This window comes from Lentzea flava (assembly GCF_014648475.1).
In the GTDB taxonomy this organism is placed as follows: Bacteria; Actinomycetota; Actinomycetes; order Mycobacteriales; family Pseudonocardiaceae; genus Lentzea; species Lentzea flava.
On the sequence record NZ_BMRE01000031.1, the window covers coordinates 56,677 to 75,779 of the forward strand.

17 protein-coding genes are annotated in these 19,103 nt (G+C 69.8%); 12 read left to right on the forward strand and 5 right to left on the reverse strand.

The features are described from left to right. The first annotated feature begins 20 nt into the window (after positions 1–20). Both IEZ09_RS29045 and IEZ09_RS29050 read left to right on the forward strand, forming a co-directional pair. Complete coding sequence (locus tag IEZ09_RS29045) at positions 21–2,471, forward strand: GcvT family protein (RefSeq protein ID WP_189256971.1); 2,451 nt, start codon at positions 21–23, stop codon at positions 2,469–2,471. A 46-nt stretch (positions 2,472–2,517) separates the two neighbouring features. Next, entirely contained in the window at positions 2,518–3,648 is a 1,131-nt protein-coding gene (locus IEZ09_RS29050; RefSeq protein WP_189256972.1) for an aromatic ring-hydroxylating oxygenase subunit alpha, read from the forward strand. A 90-nt stretch (positions 3,649–3,738) separates the two neighbouring features. Here the strand turns inward: IEZ09_RS29050 and IEZ09_RS29055 are convergent, their stop codons facing one another. Next, entirely contained in the window at positions 3,739–4,398 is a 660-nt protein-coding gene (locus IEZ09_RS29055; protein WP_189256973.1) for a GntR family transcriptional regulator, read from the reverse strand. A 68-nt stretch (positions 4,399–4,466) separates the two neighbouring features. On the opposite strand from IEZ09_RS29055, the gene IEZ09_RS29060 reads away from it, so the two are divergent. From IEZ09_RS29060 to purU, 5 genes are read left to right on the forward strand one after another with little or no spacing between them, the layout of a single operon-like run. After that, positions 4,467–5,696, forward strand: a complete 1,230-nt coding sequence (locus IEZ09_RS29060) for a sarcosine oxidase subunit beta family protein (protein ID WP_189256974.1) — start codon at positions 4,467–4,469, stop codon at positions 5,694–5,696. A 27-nt stretch (positions 5,697–5,723) separates the two neighbouring features. Further along, a complete protein-coding gene (locus tag IEZ09_RS29065) occupies positions 5,724–6,005 on the forward strand; it encodes a sarcosine oxidase subunit delta (RefSeq protein WP_189256975.1) in 282 nt (93 codons plus the stop codon). Continuing rightward, positions 6,002–8,818, forward strand: a complete 2,817-nt coding sequence (locus IEZ09_RS29070) for a 2Fe-2S iron-sulfur cluster-binding protein (protein ID WP_189256976.1) — start codon at positions 6,002–6,004, stop codon at positions 8,816–8,818. The genes IEZ09_RS29065 and IEZ09_RS29070 overlap by 4 nt, the downstream gene beginning before the upstream one ends. Further along, a complete protein-coding gene (locus tag IEZ09_RS29075) occupies positions 8,808–9,377 on the forward strand; it encodes a sarcosine oxidase subunit gamma (RefSeq protein WP_189256977.1) in 570 nt (189 codons plus the stop codon). Before IEZ09_RS29070 ends, IEZ09_RS29075 begins: the two co-directional genes overlap by 11 nt. A 7-nt stretch (positions 9,378–9,384) precedes the next feature. Further along, complete coding sequence (gene purU, locus IEZ09_RS29080; RefSeq protein ID WP_189256978.1) at positions 9,385–10,263, forward strand: formyltetrahydrofolate deformylase; 879 nt, start codon at positions 9,385–9,387, stop codon at positions 10,261–10,263. A 103-nt stretch (positions 10,264–10,366) separates the two neighbouring features. On the opposite strand, the gene IEZ09_RS29085 is transcribed toward purU, so the two are convergent. After that, positions 10,367–10,918 (reverse strand): DivIVA domain-containing protein, encoded by a 552-nt coding sequence (locus tag IEZ09_RS29085; RefSeq protein WP_189256979.1) that lies wholly within the window; start codon positions 10,916–10,918, stop codon positions 10,367–10,369. A gap of 96 nt (positions 10,919–11,014) precedes the next feature. Here IEZ09_RS29085 and IEZ09_RS29090 point away from each other — a divergent pair, with 96 nt between their 5' ends. The 3 genes from IEZ09_RS29090 (at position 11,015) to IEZ09_RS29100 (ending at position 14,579) form a co-directional block, all read left to right on the forward strand. Beyond that, positions 11,015–11,380 carry a YchJ family protein gene (locus tag IEZ09_RS29090; RefSeq protein ID WP_229813047.1) on the forward strand — a complete coding sequence of 122 codons (366 nt, stop codon included), beginning with the start codon at positions 11,015–11,017 and terminating at the stop codon, positions 11,378–11,380. Next, positions 11,377–12,045, forward strand: a complete 669-nt coding sequence (locus IEZ09_RS29095; protein WP_189256980.1) for a hypothetical protein — start codon at positions 11,377–11,379, stop codon at positions 12,043–12,045. The genes IEZ09_RS29090 and IEZ09_RS29095 overlap by 4 nt, the downstream gene beginning before the upstream one ends. Before the next feature lie 119 nt (positions 12,046–12,164). Continuing rightward, a complete protein-coding gene (locus IEZ09_RS29100; protein ID WP_189256981.1) occupies positions 12,165–14,579 on the forward strand; it encodes a hypothetical protein in 2,415 nt (804 codons plus the stop codon). Positions 14,580–14,665: 86 nt separating this feature from the next. On the opposite strand, the gene IEZ09_RS29105 is transcribed toward IEZ09_RS29100, so the two are convergent. Then, on the reverse strand, positions 14,666–15,664 hold the full coding sequence (locus tag IEZ09_RS29105; protein WP_189256982.1) for a GDSL-type esterase/lipase family protein: 999 nt from the start codon (positions 15,662–15,664) through the stop codon (positions 14,666–14,668). A gap of 141 nt (positions 15,665–15,805) precedes the next feature. Here IEZ09_RS29105 and IEZ09_RS29110 point away from each other — a divergent pair, with 141 nt between their 5' ends. Beyond that, entirely contained in the window at positions 15,806–16,768 is a 963-nt protein-coding gene (locus IEZ09_RS29110; protein ID WP_229813048.1) for a GlxA family transcriptional regulator, read from the forward strand. Then, positions 16,768–17,388, forward strand: coding sequence for a DJ-1/PfpI family protein (locus tag IEZ09_RS29115; RefSeq protein ID WP_189256983.1), 621 nt, complete (start codon positions 16,768–16,770; stop codon positions 17,386–17,388). Before IEZ09_RS29110 ends, IEZ09_RS29115 begins: the two co-directional genes overlap by 1 nt. Here the strand turns inward: IEZ09_RS29115 and IEZ09_RS29120 are convergent. Together IEZ09_RS29120 and IEZ09_RS29125 are read right to left on the reverse strand one after the other, a co-directional pair. Then, on the reverse strand, positions 17,374–18,018 hold the full coding sequence (locus tag IEZ09_RS29120; RefSeq protein ID WP_189256984.1) for a response regulator: 645 nt from the start codon (positions 18,016–18,018) through the stop codon (positions 17,374–17,376). The genes IEZ09_RS29115 and IEZ09_RS29120 overlap by 15 nt on opposite strands. Then, entirely contained in the window at positions 18,015–19,064 is a 1,050-nt protein-coding gene (locus IEZ09_RS29125; protein ID WP_189256985.1) for a sensor histidine kinase, read from the reverse strand. Before IEZ09_RS29125 ends, IEZ09_RS29120 begins: the two co-directional genes overlap by 4 nt. Positions 19,065–19,103 lie beyond the last annotated feature (39 nt).

Below are 19,103 nucleotides of genomic sequence, written 5' to 3' on the forward strand. Positions count from 1 at the left end.
CACACGGCAGGAGAACTTCCATGGCAACGCAACCACGCGTTGTGCTCATCGGAGCGGGCATCGTCGGGTGTGCGCTGGCCGACGAACTGACCGCGCGCGGGTGGACCGACATCACCGTCCTCGAACAGGGACCGCTGTTCGCGACCGGTGGCTCCAGTTCGCACGCACCGGGCCTGGTCTTCCAGACCACCGGCTGCAAGACCATGACCTCGTTCGCCAAGTACACCGTCGAGAAGTACACGGCCCTGACGCTCGACGACAAGTGGTGCTTCCAGCAGCTCGGCGGCCTGGAGGTCGCCACCACCCCGGAACGTTGGACCGACCTCAAGCGCCGGCACGGCTGGGCGACGTCGTGGGGTGTCGAGGCCTTCCTGCGCGACCCGGAGGAGTGCGCCGAGCTGCACCCGCTGCTCGACCCGGCCAAGATCGTCGGCGGTTTCCACATCCCGGGCGACGGCCTCGCCAAGCCGTTGCGCGCGGCCGAGGCGCAGGCCCGCCGGGCGATGGACCGCGGAGCGAAGTTCCTGGCACACCACAAGGTCACCGGCATCGAACGCACCGGCCGCCGGGTGAAGGCCGTCGTCACCGAGCACGACACGTTCGCCGCGGACATCGTCGTGTCGTGCGTCGGCATGTGGGGTCCGCGCATCGGGCGGATGGTCGACCTCGACATCCCGCTGGTCCCGATGGCGCACCAGTACGCGAAGACGGCGCCGTTGCCAGCGCTCAAGGGCGTCAACGACGACCTGTCCGAGATGTCGAAGCCGTTGCTGCGGCACCAGGACGCCGACCTCTACTTCCGCGAGCACGTCGACCGCATCGGCATCGGCGCGTACGGCCACCGGCCGATGCCGATCTCCGCGGACGACATCCTCGACTTCGACGTGGCGCCGACCATGCCGTCCGAGATCGCGTTCACCCCTGAGGACTTCGAGACGTCGTGGGAGGCCGCCGTCGACCTGTTGCCCGCGCTCGGCGACTCGAAGGTCGAGGAGGGCATCAACGGCCTGTTCTCCTTCACCCCGGACGGAAATCCGCTGCTCGGCGAACATCCCGGACTGGACGGGTTCTGGGTGGCGGAAGCCGTGTGGATCACGCACTCCGCCGGTGTGGCCAAGGCGATGGCCGAGTGGCTGGTGAACGGGCAGCCGGCCGTCGACCTGCACGGCTGCGACCTGAACCGGTTCGAGGACGTGCAGCGCTCGCCCGGTTACGTCCACGAGCGCAGCTGCCAGAGCTTCGTCGAGGTCTACGACATCCTGCACCCGTTGCAGCCCGCGGAACGGCCCCGGCCGTTGCGCACCAGCCCGTTCCACGAGCGGCAGCAGGAACTCGGCGCGGTGTTCCTGGAGGCGTCGGGCTGGGAGCGGCCGCATTGGTACGAGGCCAACGCGAATCTGCCGGAGGTCGCGGAGATCCCGCAGCGCAACGAGTGGGCGTCGCGGTTCTGGTCGCCGATCGCCGGTGCCGAGGCGCTCGTGGCCCGCAAGCGCGTCGCCATGTTCGACATGACCCCGTTGAAGCGGCTGGAGGTCAGCGGCCCGGAGGCGTTGACGTTCCTGCAGACCATGACCACCAACCAGCTCGACCGCAAGCCGGGCGCCGTGGTCTACACGTTGCTGCTCAACGAGGACGGGGGAGTGCGCAGCGACCTCACGATCGCCCGGCTCGGCGAGAACCGCTTCCAGGTCGGCGCTAACGGCCCGCTCGACCTCGACTGGCTGCGCAGACACCTCCCGCCCAACGGTGGTGTGCACATCGCGGACATCACGCCCGGCACGTGCTGCATCGGCCTGTGGGGACCGGAAGCGCGCAATCTGCTGCAGCCGCTCACGAAGGACGACTTCTCGCACGAGGCCATGGGCTACTTCAAGGCCAAGCAGACCTTCATCGGCGACGTGCCGGTGACCGCGATGCGCCTGTCGTACGTCGGTGAACTCGGCTGGGAGCTCTACACCACGGCGGACATGGGTCGCCGGTTGTGGGACACGCTGTGGGAAGCGGGGCAGCAGCACGGCGTCATCGCCGCCGGCCGCAGCGCCTTCACCAGCATGCGGCTGGAGAAGGGTTACCGCTCGTGGGGCGCCGACGTCACCACCGAGCACGACCCGTTCGAGGCGGGGCTCGGCTTCGCGGTCCGCATGAACAAGGGCTACTTCCACGGTCACAAGGCTTTGGAGGGACGCTCGGAGGACACGGCCACGCGCAAGCTCACCTGCCTGACCATCGACGACGACCACCAGGTCGTGATGGGTTCCGAGCCGGTGTTCTTCGGTGGCAACGCGGTCGGCTACGTCACGAGTGCGGGGCGCGGGTACTCGATCGGCAAGAACATCGCCTACGCCTGGCTGCCCGCCGAGGTCGCGGTGGTGGGAACACCGGTCGAGATCGAGTACTTCGGTGAGCGCGTGCAGGCCGTCGTGGCCGCCGAACCGCTCTTCGACCCCGAGATGAAGCGAATCCGATCATGACGCGCGAACCCCGCCTCTCCGACTTTCTCGCCACCACGGAGCGACCATGACTGCGACTGAACTCCCGTCCAGCCTGATCCCCACCCTGCCCGGCCACACCTACACCGACCCGACGATCTTCGAGCTGGAGCAGGAGAAGATCTTCGAGGTGATGTGGTTCTGCGCCGTCCGCAGCGCGGACCTCCCCGAGGCGGGCAACTTCCGCACCGTCCAAATCGGACGCGAGAGCGTGCTCGTGGCCCGCTCGCGCGACGGAGCGCTGCGCGCGTTCCTCAACATCTGCCGGCACCGCGGCGCGAAGCTGTGCGTCGAGGAGACCGGCACGGTCAAGCGCAACTTCCAGTGCCCGTACCACGCCTGGACCTACGGCCTGGACGGCAAGCTGGTCGCCGCGCCGAACCTCACCTCGATGCCGGACGTCGACCGCGTCGAGTACGGCCTGAAGACCGTGCACCTGCGCGAGTGGCTCGGCTACGCGTGGCTGTGCCTGGCCGACGAGCCGCCGTCGTTCGAGGAGACCGTGCAGCGCGACGTCCGAGAGCGGCTCGGCAACCTCGACGCCATCGGCAACTACCAGGTGAGCGAGCTCGACCTCGGCAGGCGGATCACCTACGACGTGAAGGCCAACTGGAAGCTCATCATCGAGAACTTCATGGAGTGCTACCACTGCGCGACGATCCACCCCGAGCTGACCGAGGTCCTGCCTGAGTTCGCGGACGGCTACGCGGCGCAGTACTACGTCGGGCACGGCGCGGTGTTCGGCGAGGAGATCAAGGGCTTCACGATCGACGGCAGCGAAGGCTTCGACACGTTGTCCGGAGTGGGCGCTGACCAAGAGCGCCGCTATTACGCGATCACCGTGCGGCCGCAGGTGTTCATCAACCTCGTGCCGGACCACGTGATCATCCACCGGATGTTCCCGCTGGCGGCCGACCGCACGATCGTCGAGTGCGACTGGCTCTACGCCAAGGACGTCGTCGCGACGGGCAAGGACGTCTCGCGGTCCGTCGAGCTCTTCCACCGCGTGAACGAGCAGGACTTCGAGGCGTGTGAACGGTGCCAGCCCGCGATGTCGTCGCGGGCCTACGCGCAAGGGGGTGTGCTGGTTCCCTCCGAGCACCACATCGGGGAGTTCCACCGCTGGGTCCGGGAAGTCACATCGGCAAAGGGGTGGTAGCAGCCGTGCCCGAACCGAAGTTCCTCCCCACCACGAGGACGGGCACGGACCGCGTCGTGTTCGCCCTGTCCGCCGAGGGCAACGGGCAGGTCAGATCAGCGCCCGAATCGCCCGTTCGAACCCGATGACGTGCTGGGAGGCGAGTTCGCTCGCCTTCTTGCCGTCACCTTCGATGATCGCGGTCAGGAGGGGCACGTGTTCGTCGACGTGACCGGCCATCCCGGACAGTCGTGGCAGGAACACACACCAGATGCGCGTGGCGAGGTTGTCGTAGGAGACCAGCGTGTCCTGGAGGAACGGGTTGTGCACGCACCGGTAGATCGCGCGGTGCACACCGACGTCGACGCGGAGCAGTTCCGTGTTGTCGCCCGACGGCGTCGTCGTGTCGAGCCGGGTGCGCAGCTCGGTGAGCGCGGCGCGGTCTTCTGCCGTGGCCCGCTCGGCGGCCGCGGAGGCGGCGAGCGGCTCCAGGGTCCTGCGCACCTCGGAGATGTGCGAGAGGTCGGAGATGTTCACGTCGGTGGCGAACGTGCCGCGGCGCGGGAAGGCGACGACGAGCCGTTCCTGCTCCAGTCGTTTCAACGCCTCGCGGATCGGGGTGCGGCCGACGCCGAGCTCGGTGCGCAGCCGGTCCTCGTTGATCGGTTCGCCCGGCTTGATCTCCAGCATCACCAGGCGATCCCGCAGCACGGCGTACGCCCGCTCCGTGAGTGAGGCTGCCGCGGGCTCGTCGTTGACCCGAGTGTTCATGTGACCTACGGTACAACGCAGACTGATATACCAGTAGTCGACCAGGTGATTTCGCTGGAGGCGTCGCAATGAGCAGCCCGCCCGGAGCACATCTGCCCGAGCACCCGGACTTCCTCTGGGAGAACCCGGAACCGAAGGCCTCCTACGACGTCGTGGTCGTCGGCGGTGGCGGGCACGGCCTCGCCACCGCCTACTACCTCGCCAAGGTCCACGGCATCACGAACGTCGCGGTGCTGGAGAAGGGCTGGCTGGCCGGCGGCAACATGGCGCGCAACACCACGATCATCCGATCCAACTACCTGTGGGACGAGAGCTCAGGCATCTACGAGCACTCGCTGAAGCTCTGGGAGGGCCTGGAGGAGGACCTCGGCTACCCGATCCTGTTCGACCAGCGCGGTGTGCTGAACCTCGCGCACAGCCTGCAGGACGTGCGCGACAGCGTGCGTCGGGTCAACGCCAACCGGCTCAACGGCATCGACGCGGAATGGGTGGATCCCGCCGGTGTCAAGGAGATCTGCCCGATCGTCAACATCTCGCCGGACGTCCGCTATCCCGTGCTGGGGGCGACGTACCAGCCGCGCGCGGGCATCGCCAAGCACGACTACGTGGCGTGGGGCTACGCGCGGGCCGCGCACGCGATGGGCGTCGACCTGATCCAGAACTGCGAGGTCACCGGTCTGGAGACGTCCGGCGGCCGGATCACGGCCGTCGAGACGTCGCGCGGCCGCATCGCCGCGGGGAAGGTCGCGTTGTGCGCGGCCGGGCACAGCTCGGTGCTCGCGAAGATGGTCGGGCTCAGGTTGCCTCTGGCCTCGCACCCGTTGCAGGCGTTGGTCTCCGAGCTGCTGGAGCCCGTGCACCCGACCGTCGTGATGTCCAACGCCGTGCACGTCTACGTCTCCCAGGCGCACAAGGGAGAACTCGTGATGGGCGCCGGGATCGACAGCTACAACGGTTACGGCCAGCGCGGTTCGTTCCACATCATCGAGCAGCAGATGGCGGCGGCGCTGGAGCTGTTCCCGATCTTCGCGCGGGCGCACCTGCTGCGGACGTGGGCGGGCATCGTCGACGTCAGCCCCGACGCCTCGCCGATCGTCGGCCTCACCCCCGTGGGCGGGCTGTACCTGAACTGCGGCTGGGGAACCGGCGGGTTCAAGGCCACGCCCGGTGTCGGGGACTGCTTCGCGCACACGATCGCCCACGACAAACCGCACCCGTTCAACGAGCCGTTCACCCTCGAGCGCTTCACCACGGGCGCTCTCGTCGACGAGCACGGCGCCGCCGCCGTGGCCCACTGACATTTCGAGTTCTGGGTAGGAGCAGCGATGCAACTCATCCCGTGTCCGTGGTGCGGGCCGCGCGAGGAAGCGGAGTTCCACTACGGCGGCCAGGCCCACGTCGCGTACCCGCAGGACCCGTCGGCGTTGTCGGACGAGGAATGGGCGCAGTACGTGTTCTTCCGGGAGAACCCGAGCGGCCCGTTCGCCGAGCGCTGGAGCCACAGCGCCGGGTGCCGGCGGTGGTTCAACGCCGTCCGCGACACCCGCACCCACGACCTGCTCGCCGTTTATCGCACGGATGAGCCGATGCCCGAGGTGATCTCGTGAACTTCCGCACGCCCACCGGTGGCGCGATCGACCGGAACACCGTGCTGCGCTTCACCTTCAACGGTCAGGCGCTGACCGGGCACCCCGGCGACACGCTCGCGTCGGCGTTGCTCGCCAACGGGGTTCACGAGGTCGGCAGCAGCGTGAAGCTCGGCAGGCCGCGCGGCATCGTCGCGGCGGGCTCCGAGGACCCGACGTCGCTGGTGCAGGTCGAGACGCCGTTCTCCGAGCCCATGCTGCTCGCGACGACCGTCGAGCTGTTCGACGGTCTCCAGGCACGTGGCCTGGCCGGCCAGGGGCGGCTGTCGCCCGAGCCGGACCCGGCGCGCTACGACGCCAAGCACGAGCACTGCGACGTGCTGGTCGTCGGTGCGGGGCCGGCTGGTCTGGTGGCCGCGTTGACGGCCGCTCGCAGCGGTGCGCGCGTCGTGCTGGTGGACGAGCAGAACCAGGCCGGCGGCGCGTTGCTCGGCGTGGACGAGTACCTCGACGACCGGCCGTCGGCGGAGTGGGTGGCCGACATCGTGGCGGAGCTCAGGACCACGCCGGGGGTGCTGGTGCTGGAACGGACCACGGCGTTCGGCATGTACCAGGACGGGTTCGTGCTCGCGCTGCAGAAGCGCACCGACCACCTGGGCTTCGCGGCGCCTGCTTCGGTTGCCCGGCAGCGGGTCTGGCGGATCAGGACCAAGCAGACGGTGCTGGCCACCGGTGCGCACGAACGGCCCGTGGTCTTCGCGGACAACGACCGGCCAGGGATCATGCTGGCGTCCTCGGCTCGCACGTTCCTGCACCGCTACGGCGTGCTGCCCGGCTGGCGGGCCGTTGTGTTCACCACCAACGACAGCGCGTACTGCGCGGCGATCGACCTCGCCGAGTCCGGTGTGGACATTCCGCTGATCGTCGACGCCCGGCTAGAGGCACCCGCCAGGCTCGCGACCGAGTGCGCTGCTCGCGGCATCGAGGTCCGCGCCGGGCACGTCGTGACCGGGACCGAGGGGTCCGCACGCGTGACCGGAGTGCACGTCGCGGGCCAGACCGTCCCGTGCGACACCCTGCTGGTGTCGGGCGGCTGGAACCCCGTGGTGAACCTGTTCAGCCAGGCACGCGGAAAGCTGCGCTACGACTCGGAACTCGGCGCGTTCGTGCCGGGCGAGGAGCTCGCGTCGGTCCGGGTCGCCGGATCCGCCACCGGTGAGCTCGACCTGAACGCGTGCGCGCGGCAGGGACGGGACGCCGGTGCCGCCGCTGCCGTCGCGGCCGGGTTCACGCCGGGCGGTCAGGTGCCGCTGCCGGTGTCCGACTCGCGGTGCACCCAGCGAACCGGCCTCGTGCTGTGGCGCGTGCCGGGTGACGAGGACGTCAGTTTCGTCGACCTGCAACGGGATGCGACCGTCACCGACGTGCTGCGAGCCACGGGGGCGGGCCTGCGGTCGTTGGAGCACATCAAGCGCTACACGACCATCGGCACCGCGCACGACCAGGGCAAGACGTCCGGCATGATCGCGGCGGGCATCGTCGCCGAGGCTCTGGGCGTCGAACTGGCCGATCAGCGGCCCACGACGTTCCGCCCGCCGTACACGTCGGTGTCGTTCGCGGCGCTGGCCGGGCGGAACCGCGGCGAGCTGCACGACCCGGTGCGCGTCACGGCGATCCACCCGTGGCACGTGGCGCACGGGGCGTTGTTCGAGAACGTCGGCCAGTGGAAGCGGCCCTGGTACTACCCGCGGGACGGCGAGGACCTGCACGCGGCCGTGCTGCGGGAATGCCGCGCCGCGCGGGAGAGCGTCGGCATGATGGACGGCTCGACGCTGGGCAAGATCGACGTGCAGGGCGGCGATGCCGGCAAGTTCCTGGACATGCTCTACACCAACATGATGAGCACGGTGAAGGTCGGCCGGATCCGGTACGGCGTGATGTGCGGCGTCGACGGCATGGTGATCGACGACGGCACCGTGATCCGGGTCGGTGAGGAGCGGTTCCTGGTCACCACGACCACCGGCAACGCCGCCAGGATCCTCGACTGGATGGAGGAGTGGCTGCAGACGGAGTGGCCGCACCTCGACGTGCACTGCACCTCGGTCACCGAGCACTGGGCCACGATTCCGCTGGTGGGCCCGAAGTCCCGCGACGTGCTCGCCGCGGTCGCACCCTCGCTCGACGTCAGCAACGAGGCGTTCGAGTTCATGACGTGGCAGGACGCGGTCGTCGCCGGTGTTCCCGCACGTGTCTGCCGGATCAGCTTCTCCGGTGAGCTGGCGTACGAGATCAACGTGACCGCCTGGCACGGTCTCGCCGTGTGGGAGGCGTTGATGGAGGCGGGATCGCCGTACGGGATCACGCCGTACGGCACCGAGACCATGCACGTGCTCCGCGCCGAGAAGGGCTATCCGATCATCGGCCAGGAGACCGACGCCACGGTGACGCCGCAGGACCTCGGCATGGCGTGGGCGGTGTCGAAGAAGAAGCCCGACTTCATCGGCAAGCGCTCGTTCGCCCGCGTGGAAAACCTGCGGACGGACCGCAAGCAGCTGGTGGGACTTCTGCCCGTGGACCCGACCGTGCTGCTGCCGGAAGGTTCGCAGATCGTCGAGACCGACCGCCTGCCCGAACCGCCGGTCCGGATGCTCGGCCACGTGACGTCCAGCTACCCCAGCGCGGCGCTGGGCCGCACGTTCGCCCTCGCCCTGGTGCGGTCGGGACGCGAACGCATCGGCGAGACCCTGTACGTGCCGGTCGAGGACGAGCTCGTGCCGGTCACCGTCACCGACTCCGTGCTGTACGACAAGGAAGGAGCCCGTCGTGACGGTTAGCCCCCTGTCCGCCTGGACCGACCGGCTGGCGGCGCTCCCGGTGAACGCCTCGGAGCGGCCGTTCCTCTCGCAGCTCACCGTGCGCGCGTCGGACCCGGCGGCGATCGCGGCGATGGGTGCGGCACTCGGTGTCGTGTTCCCCTCAGTTCCGTGCACCTTCACCACGGGCACCGGCTCGTTCGGGGAGGTTCAGGTGTTGTGGCTGGGGCCGGACGAGTTCCTCGTCGTGGCGGCTCCCGATCTGCAGATCCCGATCGAGGAGGCGTTGCGTGGCGCGCTCGGCTCTGCTCGTGGGTCCGTTGTGGACACTTCGGCTCAGCGGACGACCGTGGTCCTGGAAGGGCCGCACGTCCGGGACGTTCTCGCTCACGGATGTTCCGTGGACCTGCACCCGTCTGCGGCTCCCACCGGCACTTGCGTGCAGACGCTGCTCGCGAGGACGGGAATCATTCTGCTGGTGACGGGCGCGGACCGCGTCACGCTGCTGGTGCGGTCGTCGTTCGCCGAGTACCTCGCGGCCTGGCTGAGCGACGCGTGCGTGGAGTACCGGACGCAGTGAGTTCACCATGTCAGTTGGCTACCAGGACGAGGAGACCGTCGTGGCGCGACACTTCACCCTGACCCTGCACTGTCCGGAGAGGACGGGCATCGTGCACGCGGTGACCTCGTTCCTGGTCGGCCACGGCTGCGACATCGTGGAGCACCAGCAGTTCGACGACGCCGAGCGCAGCAGGTTGTTCCTGCGCACCGCCTTCAAATGCGGCTCCGCCGACGTCGACGACCTGAAGCGTGAGTTCGCCGCCGTGGCGAGCGAGTTCGAGATGGACTTCGACCTGTGGGACGAGCGGCAGCCGCGCGTCCTCGTCATGGTGTCGAAGGCCGGGCACTGCCTGAACGACCTGCTTTTCCGGTGGCGCGCCGGAAGCCTGGGCGGGGAGATCACCGCGGTCGTGTCCAACCACGAGGACCTGCGCCCGATGGCGGAAGCGGCCGGGCTCGACTTCGTGCACGTGCCCAACACCGCCGACACCAAGCACATCGCCGAGCAGCGCCTGCTGGAACTCGTCGAGGAGTACCAGGCCGACCTGGTGGTCCTGGCGCGCTACATGCAGGTGCTCTCCAACGACCTGTGCGCCAAGCTCGCCGGCCGGGTGATCAACATCCACCACTCGTTCCTGCCCGGCTTCAAGGGCGCGAAGCCGTACCACCAGGCCTACGACCGCGGCGTGAAGTACGTGGGCGCCACGGCGCACTACGTCACGCCCGACCTCGACGAGGGGCCGATCATCGAACAGGAGGTGCTGCGGGTCGACCACTCGTTCGACCCGCGTGCGCTCACCGCCGCCGGGCGTGACGCCGAGGCGCTTGCCCTGTCCCGTGCCGTGCGCTGGCACTGCGAGCACCGGGTGCTCCTCAACGGCAACAGCACCGTCGTGTTCCGATGACCACTCACCACGTGGGCCTGCGTTCGGCGGGCGGGATGAAGGGCTCCTTCTTCCACCTGGCGTGGATGAAGGAACCCTTCATCCACGTGGCTGCCCAGTGGTCCTAGTCGACTTTCGCGCCCTGCACCTTGGCCTCCGCGATGATCCGCTCGGCCTCGTCCAGTGCGACGTTGCGCAGTTCCGCGAGCGCTCGCATCGCCTCCGCGCGGCGGGCCGACATGGCGAGCCGGAAGTCCTCGCGGATCTCCTCGCGCTTGGCCGCCGCCTCCTCGTCCAGCCTGCGGGCGCGCTGCTCCGCCTCGCCGACGATCATCAACGCCTTGAGCTGGGCGTCCCTGATGACCTCTCGGCGCTCCTCCTCGGCCAGGGCGACCATGCGGGCGAGCCGTTCTGGCAGGCCCTTGGGGTCGATCGGGGTCAGGCAGATGCGGTGCAGGCCGTCCTGCAGGGCGGCGTTCTCCTCCTGGACCGACATCAATCTGCTGGCCAGGGCGTCGGCACGGGCTTCTGACGCGTCCCGGTCCGCAGTCACCAGGCGAAGCTCGGCCTCCAGTTCGGCGACGTAGTCGTCCACCTCGTCGCGGTCGTAGCCGCGCCACCTCAACCCGAACCACGTGCGCAGCGGTACGAGCTCAGTCCTGCTCTCGACACTCACTTGCCGTCTCCTCTGCCTCCCGCGAGTCAGTCTTGACTGGGTGTACGTACCAGGTGCGGCATCGGTTCTAACGGGTTCACCAGGCACAATGTGTGCGTGAACAACAAACTGTGCCCCTGTGGCACCGGTCAGTCCTATGTGGACTGTTGCGGTGCGCTGCACTCCGGCGCCCGCACCGCGGCGACCGCCGAGCAGCTGATGCGGTCGCGCTACAGCGCTTTCGTCGTGTCCGATGAGGACTACCTGCTGCGGACGTGGGCCGCGAAACACCGTCCCGCGAGCGCGGGAATCGACGCGACCGACCGCTGGTTGAAGCTCGAAATACTGGCAACCGAGAACGGCGGGCTGCTCCAGAACGAGGGCGTCGTGGAGTTCCGCGCGCACTACGTCGGGGGCGTCGTGCACGAACGGAGCCGGTTCATCAGGGAGAACGGTCAATGGGTCTACGCGGAGGCGCTGTGAAGGTCGAGAGCCGGTTCAACGGTCCGCCCGGGATGGGCAACGGCGGCTACTCGGCCGGTCTGCTCGCCGCGCACGTCGACTCGCCGGTCGTGAGTGTCCGTTTGCGCAAGCCGGTGCCGCTCGACCGCGAGATGGAGGTCCGCGGCGGTGACCTCTACGACGGCGACACGCTGATCGCGTCCGCCGAGCCCGCCACGCTCGACCTCGACGTTCCCGCCGCTCCGACGCTGGACGAGGCGCGCAAGGCCGCCGCGAAGGTGCCGTGGCGCGACAAGCACCCGTTCCCCACGTGCTTCGGGTGCGGTCCCGGCCGTGAGGACGGCATCGCGGCGCTGCTCGGCCCGCTTCCCGGCAGGAAGGAGTGGGCGGGCGTCTGGCGGCCGGCGGACGTGCTGCCGAACGACGGGACGAACGTCCTGCCGGAGATCGTCTGGGCGGCGCTGGACTGCCCGTCGGCACAGCCCGTAGCCCCCGACGGCGGTCCGGCGTTCGTGCTCGGCACTTCTGTCGCCCGAGTGGAGCAGCCGGTGGAACTGGGCGTGGACCACTTGCTCCTCGCGTGGGAACTTGGCCGGGAAGGTCGCAAGGCCTACTCGGCATCAGCGATCATCGGCCCTCACGGTGTGTGCGGACGAGCGCAGGCCGTGTGGGTATCGATCGGATGAGACCAAATAACCCGACTGGGTGACACGAGTGCGTCGCGTCTTGATAGCGTGCACGACCGTTGCCCGATTAAGCCGAAAGGGCGAGTGAACGGGATGGCACGGAGGTGATCAGGCGCTTGATGGGCCGACGTGCCGCCGCCCATGGCGACCAGCAAACACAGACCCCCAGTTCGAGCCAGGGCACGAACACGGATCTGTACCCCGTCGAGCAGCCCCCGGCAGCAGCGCCGCCGCCGGAGCCATTGCCGCAGAGGACGCCGTTCGCGGCGAACTTCGTCGGCGCGACGCTCGTTGTGTCCGCACCGGAGGGGCCGAGCCAGGCCGCGTCCGGTCTCGCCCGCACCCTTCCGGTCGACCGAGGCCGGACCGTGGTCGTGGTCGACTTCCCCGGCGGAGACCAGAGCACTTTCTGGCCGCACGTCGTGACCGCGCTGAGCGGCCGCGGCCCGATCCGGCTCGCGGTGTCGCACGCGGGCACCATGCGTCCCACCGCGCCCGCGCAGTGGCTCGCCGAGCAGCTCCAGGCCGAGGTCGTCGCGCCGGACGGTGTGCTGACCACCGTGCCCGGTGCCGCGTTCGTGGTGGGCACCCAGGGTTACGGCAGCTGGGTGCGGTTCCAGCCGAACGCGTCGCCGATGCCGTTCGGCCGCCGCTTCCCGGTGCCGCAGTGGGAGGCGATGGACCCGAACTCGCCGTGGCCGACCGGCGAGATCGGCATCTCCGAGCCCATCCCGGCGGGGTTGTGGCTGCGGGCTCAGCAGCCGCCGTTCGACCCGGCCGCCCAGGACGCGCGTCCGATCGTGGCGCTGCCGTGCCGCGAGAACGTGCTGACCGTCGTCGTCGGTGGCCCCGGCCAGTCGGCGATCCCGACCGAAGAGGTGTGCCGCCTGCTGACGGCGCTGCCCCAGGCGGCCAGATCGCGGGTGCGGCTCGTGCCCTACGGCATCGACACCGCTCTCGGCCGGTTGGTCGCCGACGAGCTCAACGAGCCCATCGCGATGTTCACCGGCCTGCCGGTCGGCAACCTGCGCTCCGGCGGTCCCGCGGTGGTCGCCGTCGACCCGCGCGGGCAGCAGACATGGCGGCCGTTCGTCACCGAGGTGCTGTGCACGCCGCACGAACCCGTGCCCGCGGTGTCCGGCTATCGCGCGCCTGTGCAGGGACTTTCCGAGGTCGAGCCCGGTGTGTTCTCTCTCGGCGACGGTGTTGTGCTCGAGGTCGTGCCCTCAGGTCTGTGGGTTCGCGAGCGCGACGAGCCGTACAACGCGGCCGAGGTCCGCTCTCAGCCCGTTGACCCCGAATGGGCACGTCTGACCGTGGGCACGCCTGGGCGCACCACACCCGGTGCGGTCGCGGTGCACGGCGCTGCTCTCGTGGAACGCCTTGAGCCCGAGGTGCGCAAGCTGCTGCGCGTGGTGTTCTGCGACGCCAAGGTGGCGCCGCCCGCCCCTCCTGCTCCTCAGCACGCGGCACCCGCCCACGCCGCGCCCGCCGCTGGGTCGTTCGGCACCCAGCCGGCGGCGATCGCGGCCGCTCTGGGCGCGGCGGCGCAGGCGTTGTCGGCGCGCGACTCGTCCGACAACGGCACCGGCTTCTTCACCGCCGTCACCCCGGTCGAGCCCGAGCCCGCCTACACCGCCATCCCGCCGTCCGAGACCGCCACCGTCACGGTGTCCGCGAGTGTCGTGGCGGAGGCAGAAGAGGCGGCGTTCCCGTCGTCGGACCCGGACGCGGCGGCCGTGCGGTTCCGCGTGGACGGCCCGTTGCCGGCGCAGCCGCTGGCCTCGTGGGAGGTCCCCGCTCAGAACAACGGCGAGCGCGAGACCGTCCTGCCGGACCACAGCAGCACGGACCTGGAACGCGACGCCGTCCGCAGGGCACTGGGCGAGCGCTACGGCGTGCACGCGGCGACCGTCTGCCGCCTGCTCGCGCAGCGCCCCGACGCCGAGGAGGACCCGGCCGCGTTCGAGGCCATGGTCACCGACCTGACGGCGTTGCTGGCGTGCGTGTCGCAGGACGAGGAGATGGTCGTCGAAACGCTGCGCATGGGCCGCCTCGGCCGCCTGCGCCCGTACGTCGCGTGCATCGTGTCGGGCCTGAACCGCCTGCCCGTGCACAGCGGCGTGGCCACGGTGTGGGGTGCCAGCGGCCCGACGGGTCCGCGTCGCTACCGCTCGGGCGACGTGCTGGTGGAGCACGGCCTGCTCGACGCCGTCGCCAACCCGGCCCAGCGCGTCGAGGGCGCCACCGAGTACGTGCTGTGGTCGGTCACCGGCCGCCGGGTCGAGGTGGCCGACCGCGTCGCCGTGGCCACCGAGGAACGCGTGGTCTTCCCGCCCGGCACGGCGTTCCGCGTGCTGGCGGTCGCCGAGGCCGAGGGTGATCACCCGCAGCAGGTGCTGCTGCAGGAGATGGCCGGTGCCGCGGCGGACCAGGAGCTCGCGGGGTTGCGGCCGAGCGTCCTCTCGCAGCTCGAACGGGCGGCGGCGAACCTGCGGGTGCTGCCGTCGCACCAGGTGACGGTCGAGGCTTGAGCTGTCTCTGAACGCGTGGTCCACAGTGGAATCCGGTGCTCCGGTTCCGCTGTGGATCCACGGCGGCGGCGAGGCGAGGCGCCGGGTCAGTTCTCCGTCGTGAGGCCCAGCGTGCCGTCCAGCCGCGGCACGCACGCGCCGTCCCGCTCGTCCGTCGCCAGGAACTCGGTGAGGCACCGCCCGATCTGCTCGTGACCGAGGGCGTTGGGGTGGAACGACTCCTGCAACGCGTGCGAGGACCGCTTCTCGTTCCGCAGGCCGTCCCAGTCGACCGTCAGCCGGGTGAACCACTCGGTCTCCGGCTTGCCCGCGCACGCCTCGTGGCCCTCACCGGCGCGGGACAGGTCGAGGAACCGGGCGTTGACCTTGTCCGCCGCGGTGCGAAGACCGTTCGACAGCTCGGGTACCGCCTCCTCGACGACCCATTCCAGGTCGGTGGAGCGCAGCGGGCAGCCGGAGAGGTTCTGCAGCGAGCGCGGCATCTTCGGCGTGACCGGTGCCGCGTACGACTGCACGACGAGCTGGTAGTCGGAGTCGAGGTAGTTCGAGTCGCGCATGGTCTGGCGGATGGCGTTGAGGGTGTTCTCGACCTTGGGGATCATCCGCCGCACGCGCTTGGTCCACTCGGGAGCGACGGACGACGTGCAGTCGTTGCGCCTGCCCCACGCCTCGAAGCACTTGTTGAGGATCTCGGAGAAGCGCGGGTCGTCGTTCGCGCCGATCGCCACGACGACCGCCGTGATCCGGTTCGACCCGGCGATCCTGCGCAGCTGGGGCAGCTGCTCGTTGCGCAGCTTGTCGGAGTTCGCGCCAGAGCACGCCAGGTTGATCTTCTGGTCGGCCTCGATCCGGGTCTTCGTGATCGACGCCACGGTCGAGCGGTGGCACCAGTTGCCGCCGTCCTCGCCGTTGGTGCCGGGCTCGTAGCTGCCGGCGCCCTCGCCGGACATCGTGCTGTCGCCGAGCGCCACGACCGCGGTCCTGGTCTCCCGATCCGGCTCTGCCGGTGGCGGGAACGGGTGGTCGCTCACGATCAGCAGGATCGCGAGCAGTCCGATCACCGCGAGGGGCAGCACTTTTCGCATCGCGGGCCAGTTTACCGAGGTGGCCATGCTGCTCGCGGCCCGTGCGTGGGCGCTCACACACAACGCGAGCTGCTACCGGGTGGCCGAATCCGAGGGGGATATGGCGTTGCCGCCACCAGCGCGGATGAGGAAAGTGGAGGTGTGGGGAATCTGAGGGAAGTAGTTGTGGTCGGTTACGACCGCACGGCGTTGCTGGATCTGGCGGGACCGATCGAGGTGTTCCAGGCAGCGAACTACGGCCAGGAGCGGTACCGGGTCACGCTGGCCACGCTCGGGGGCGGCCCGTTCACCGCGACCGCTGGGGTGCGGATCGAGGCAGGAGCGGACCTGCGCACGCTCGACCGCGAGATCGACACACTGCTGGTCGTCGGCGGCTGGGGGTACGACGAGGCCGCGGCCGACGCGGTGCTCACGACCAACCTGCGGCGGCTCGCACTGCGGTCGCGGCGCGTCGCGGGCGTCTGCACGGGTGCCGTGGTGCTGGCGGGCGCCGGGTTGCTGGAGGGCAAGAAGGCGACCACGCACTGGGCGTTCACCGGCGAGCTGGAGAACCGCGGGGTCGAGGTCGAACCGGACGCGATCTTCGTGTGCGACGGGCAGGTCGCCACGTCCGCGGGCGTGACGGCGGGCATCGACCTCTCGCTCGCGATGGTCGAGCAGGACCACGGTCCGGCGCTCGCCCGCAGGATCGCGCAGTACCTGGTCGTCTTCCTGCAGCGGTCGGGCGGTCAGTCGCAGTTCAGCGTGCACACCCGGTCGAAGCCGGTCACCGACGGCTCGCTGCGCGCGTTGCTGGACGACATCCACGCCGATCCGGCCCGTGAGTGGACGGTGCCCGTGATGGCGCGCAAGGCGATGATGAGCGTGCGCCACTTCGCCCGCGTCTTCTCGCGCAACGTGGGCGTCTCACCCGCTCAGTACGTCGAACGAGCCCGCGTCGAGGCCGCAGCCGACCGGCTGGCGAGCACCGGCGACTCGTTGGACCTCGTGGCCCGCCAGTCGGGGTTCGGCTCCGCCGAGACCCTGCGGCGGGCCTTCCTGCGCGTGCTCGGCGTGTCGCCGGGCAGTTATCGCGCCCGATTCCGGACAACTGGGGTTGCCTGATGGAAGCCACTTTCGTGCTCTACCCGAACATGACGGCGCTCGACTTCGTCGGCCCGTTCGAGGTGCTCGGCTCGGTGCCGGTGGTGTCGACGAGGTTCGTCGCCGCGACGCTCGACCCGGTCAAGTCGGACAACGGGCTGTCCGTGGTGCCGACCGACACGTTCGCGACGCTGAAGTCGACCGACATCGTGGTGGTGCCGGGCTCAGGGCACTGGCGCGAGCTGCTGAAGGACTCCGGCGGCGTCGTCGAGTGGCTGCGGGAGGTGCACCCGACGACGAAGTGGACGACGTCGGTGTGCACCGGCTCGACGCTGCTCGCGGAGGCCGGGCTGGTCTCGAAGGCGACGACGCACTGGGCGGCGCGCGAGGACCTGGAGGTGCGCGGGGTCGAGGTGTCGGCCGACCGGGTCGTGTTCGACGGCAAGGTCGTCAGCGGGGCCGGTGTGTCGGCGGGCATCGACATGGCGTTGCGGCTGGTCGAGGCCGAGTTCGGCGAGATGGTCGCGCAGGCGGTGCAGGTCGGCATCGAGTACGACCCGCAGCCGCCGCGGTCCTACGACACGATCCCGCCGGAGATCGCGCAGGGCCTCAAGGCCGCGTTCGACTCACGTCAGGCCTGACTGGACGGCGAACACGACGAGCTGGGCGCGATCCCGGGCGCCCAGCTTCACCATCGCCCGCGACACGTGCGTGCGCACCGTCGCGGGCGAGATCACCAGCGTCGCGGCGATCTCGTCGTTCGACGCCCCGGACGCGACGTGCCGCATGATCTCCCGCTCGCGTTCGGTGAGCTTGTCCAGGTGCGGCACGGGCCTCGCCGACGCCCCGGACGCGAACCGGTCGATCACCCGGCGCGTCACGGACGGCGAGAGCAGCGAACCGCCGTCGGCGACCACGTGCACGGCGCGCAGCAGATCGGTCGGGTCGGAGTCCTTCACCAGGAACCCGGACGCGCCGGTCCGCAGCGCCTCGAACACGTACTCGTCGAGGTCGAACGTCGTGAGCATGACGATCTTCACCTCGGCGCAGGCGGGGTCGGCCGAGACGCGGCGCAGCACCTCGAGGCCGTCCAGCAGCGGCATGCGGATGTCGAGGAACACCACGTCCGGCTTCACGGACTGGATCAGCGACAGGGCCTCGCGTCCGTCGGCGGCCTCGCCGGCGAACTGCACGCCGTCCTCGGTCTCGATCAACGTCCGCAGCCCCATCCGGACCAGCGGCTGGTCGTCGGCCACCACCACGCGAATCATGCCGGCAACGGTATCCGGGCGATCACGTGGAAGCCGCGCGATCCGTCGACTTCGAGCGTGCCGCCCAGTGCCTCGGCCCGTGAGCGCATGCCCGTGATGCCGTGGCCCTCGGTGAACCGTCCTGGTGTGCCGGTGTCGGCGACCTCGACGACCAGGGAACCGCGCACGGCGTAGACACGGACCGACGCCGTGACGCCGGGGGAGGAGTGGCGCAGCACGTTGGTCAGCGACTCCTGCACGATCCGGTAGACGGCGAGCTGGTAGTTGTCCGGCAGCTGCACCTCGTCGACCTCGACCGACACCTCCAGCCCCGCCTCGCGCATCCGCGTCGCCAGCGCCGGGATGTCGGCGAGCGAGATCGACGGCCGCAGAGGCGCCGATCCGCGCAGAGTGTCCAATTCGGACCGAAGACCCTCCAGGGCCTCCTTGCTGGTGTCCCGGATCGCCTCCAGGGAAGCACGCGCTTTGGCGGGGTCCTTCTCCAGGACGTAGAGAGCGACGCCCGCCTGCATCGCGATCACGGACAGGCCGTGGCCCACGACGTCGTGCACCTCCTGGGCGAGCCGCAGCCGTTCGGAGACGACGGCGTGCTCGCGAGCGTCCACAGCGGACCGCCGGCGCAGCTTCATCAGCACACCGGCTGCGGCGGGCAGCAGGATCCAGCCGGCCGACCAGGTGATCCACGAGGTCACCGAGTCGTTCCACCACGGCAGGATCGCCAGCGCGTACAGCAGGGCGCACCCGGCGGTCAGCTCGATGGTCGAGTAGACGGCCATCGCGTACATGGCCGCGACGCCGCTCATCAGGATCGGCCCGAACGGATAGCCCATCGCCAGGTACACGGCGATGGCGGCGGTGGTGATCCCGAACGTCCACAGCGGACGGACCGAGCGGAACAGCAGGCCGGCGGCCGCCACCGTGATGAGCAGGTAGGCGAACACGTCGAGGGCTTCCGCTCCTTGCAGGCGTGCGGCGAACCGCGTGCCCACGAGGCCGAAGAACAGCAGCGCCACCGTCAGCGCCACGTCCTGCCATTTCATCCGCATGCTGCTGACGATACGACCGTGGACGTACGCAGATGTGCG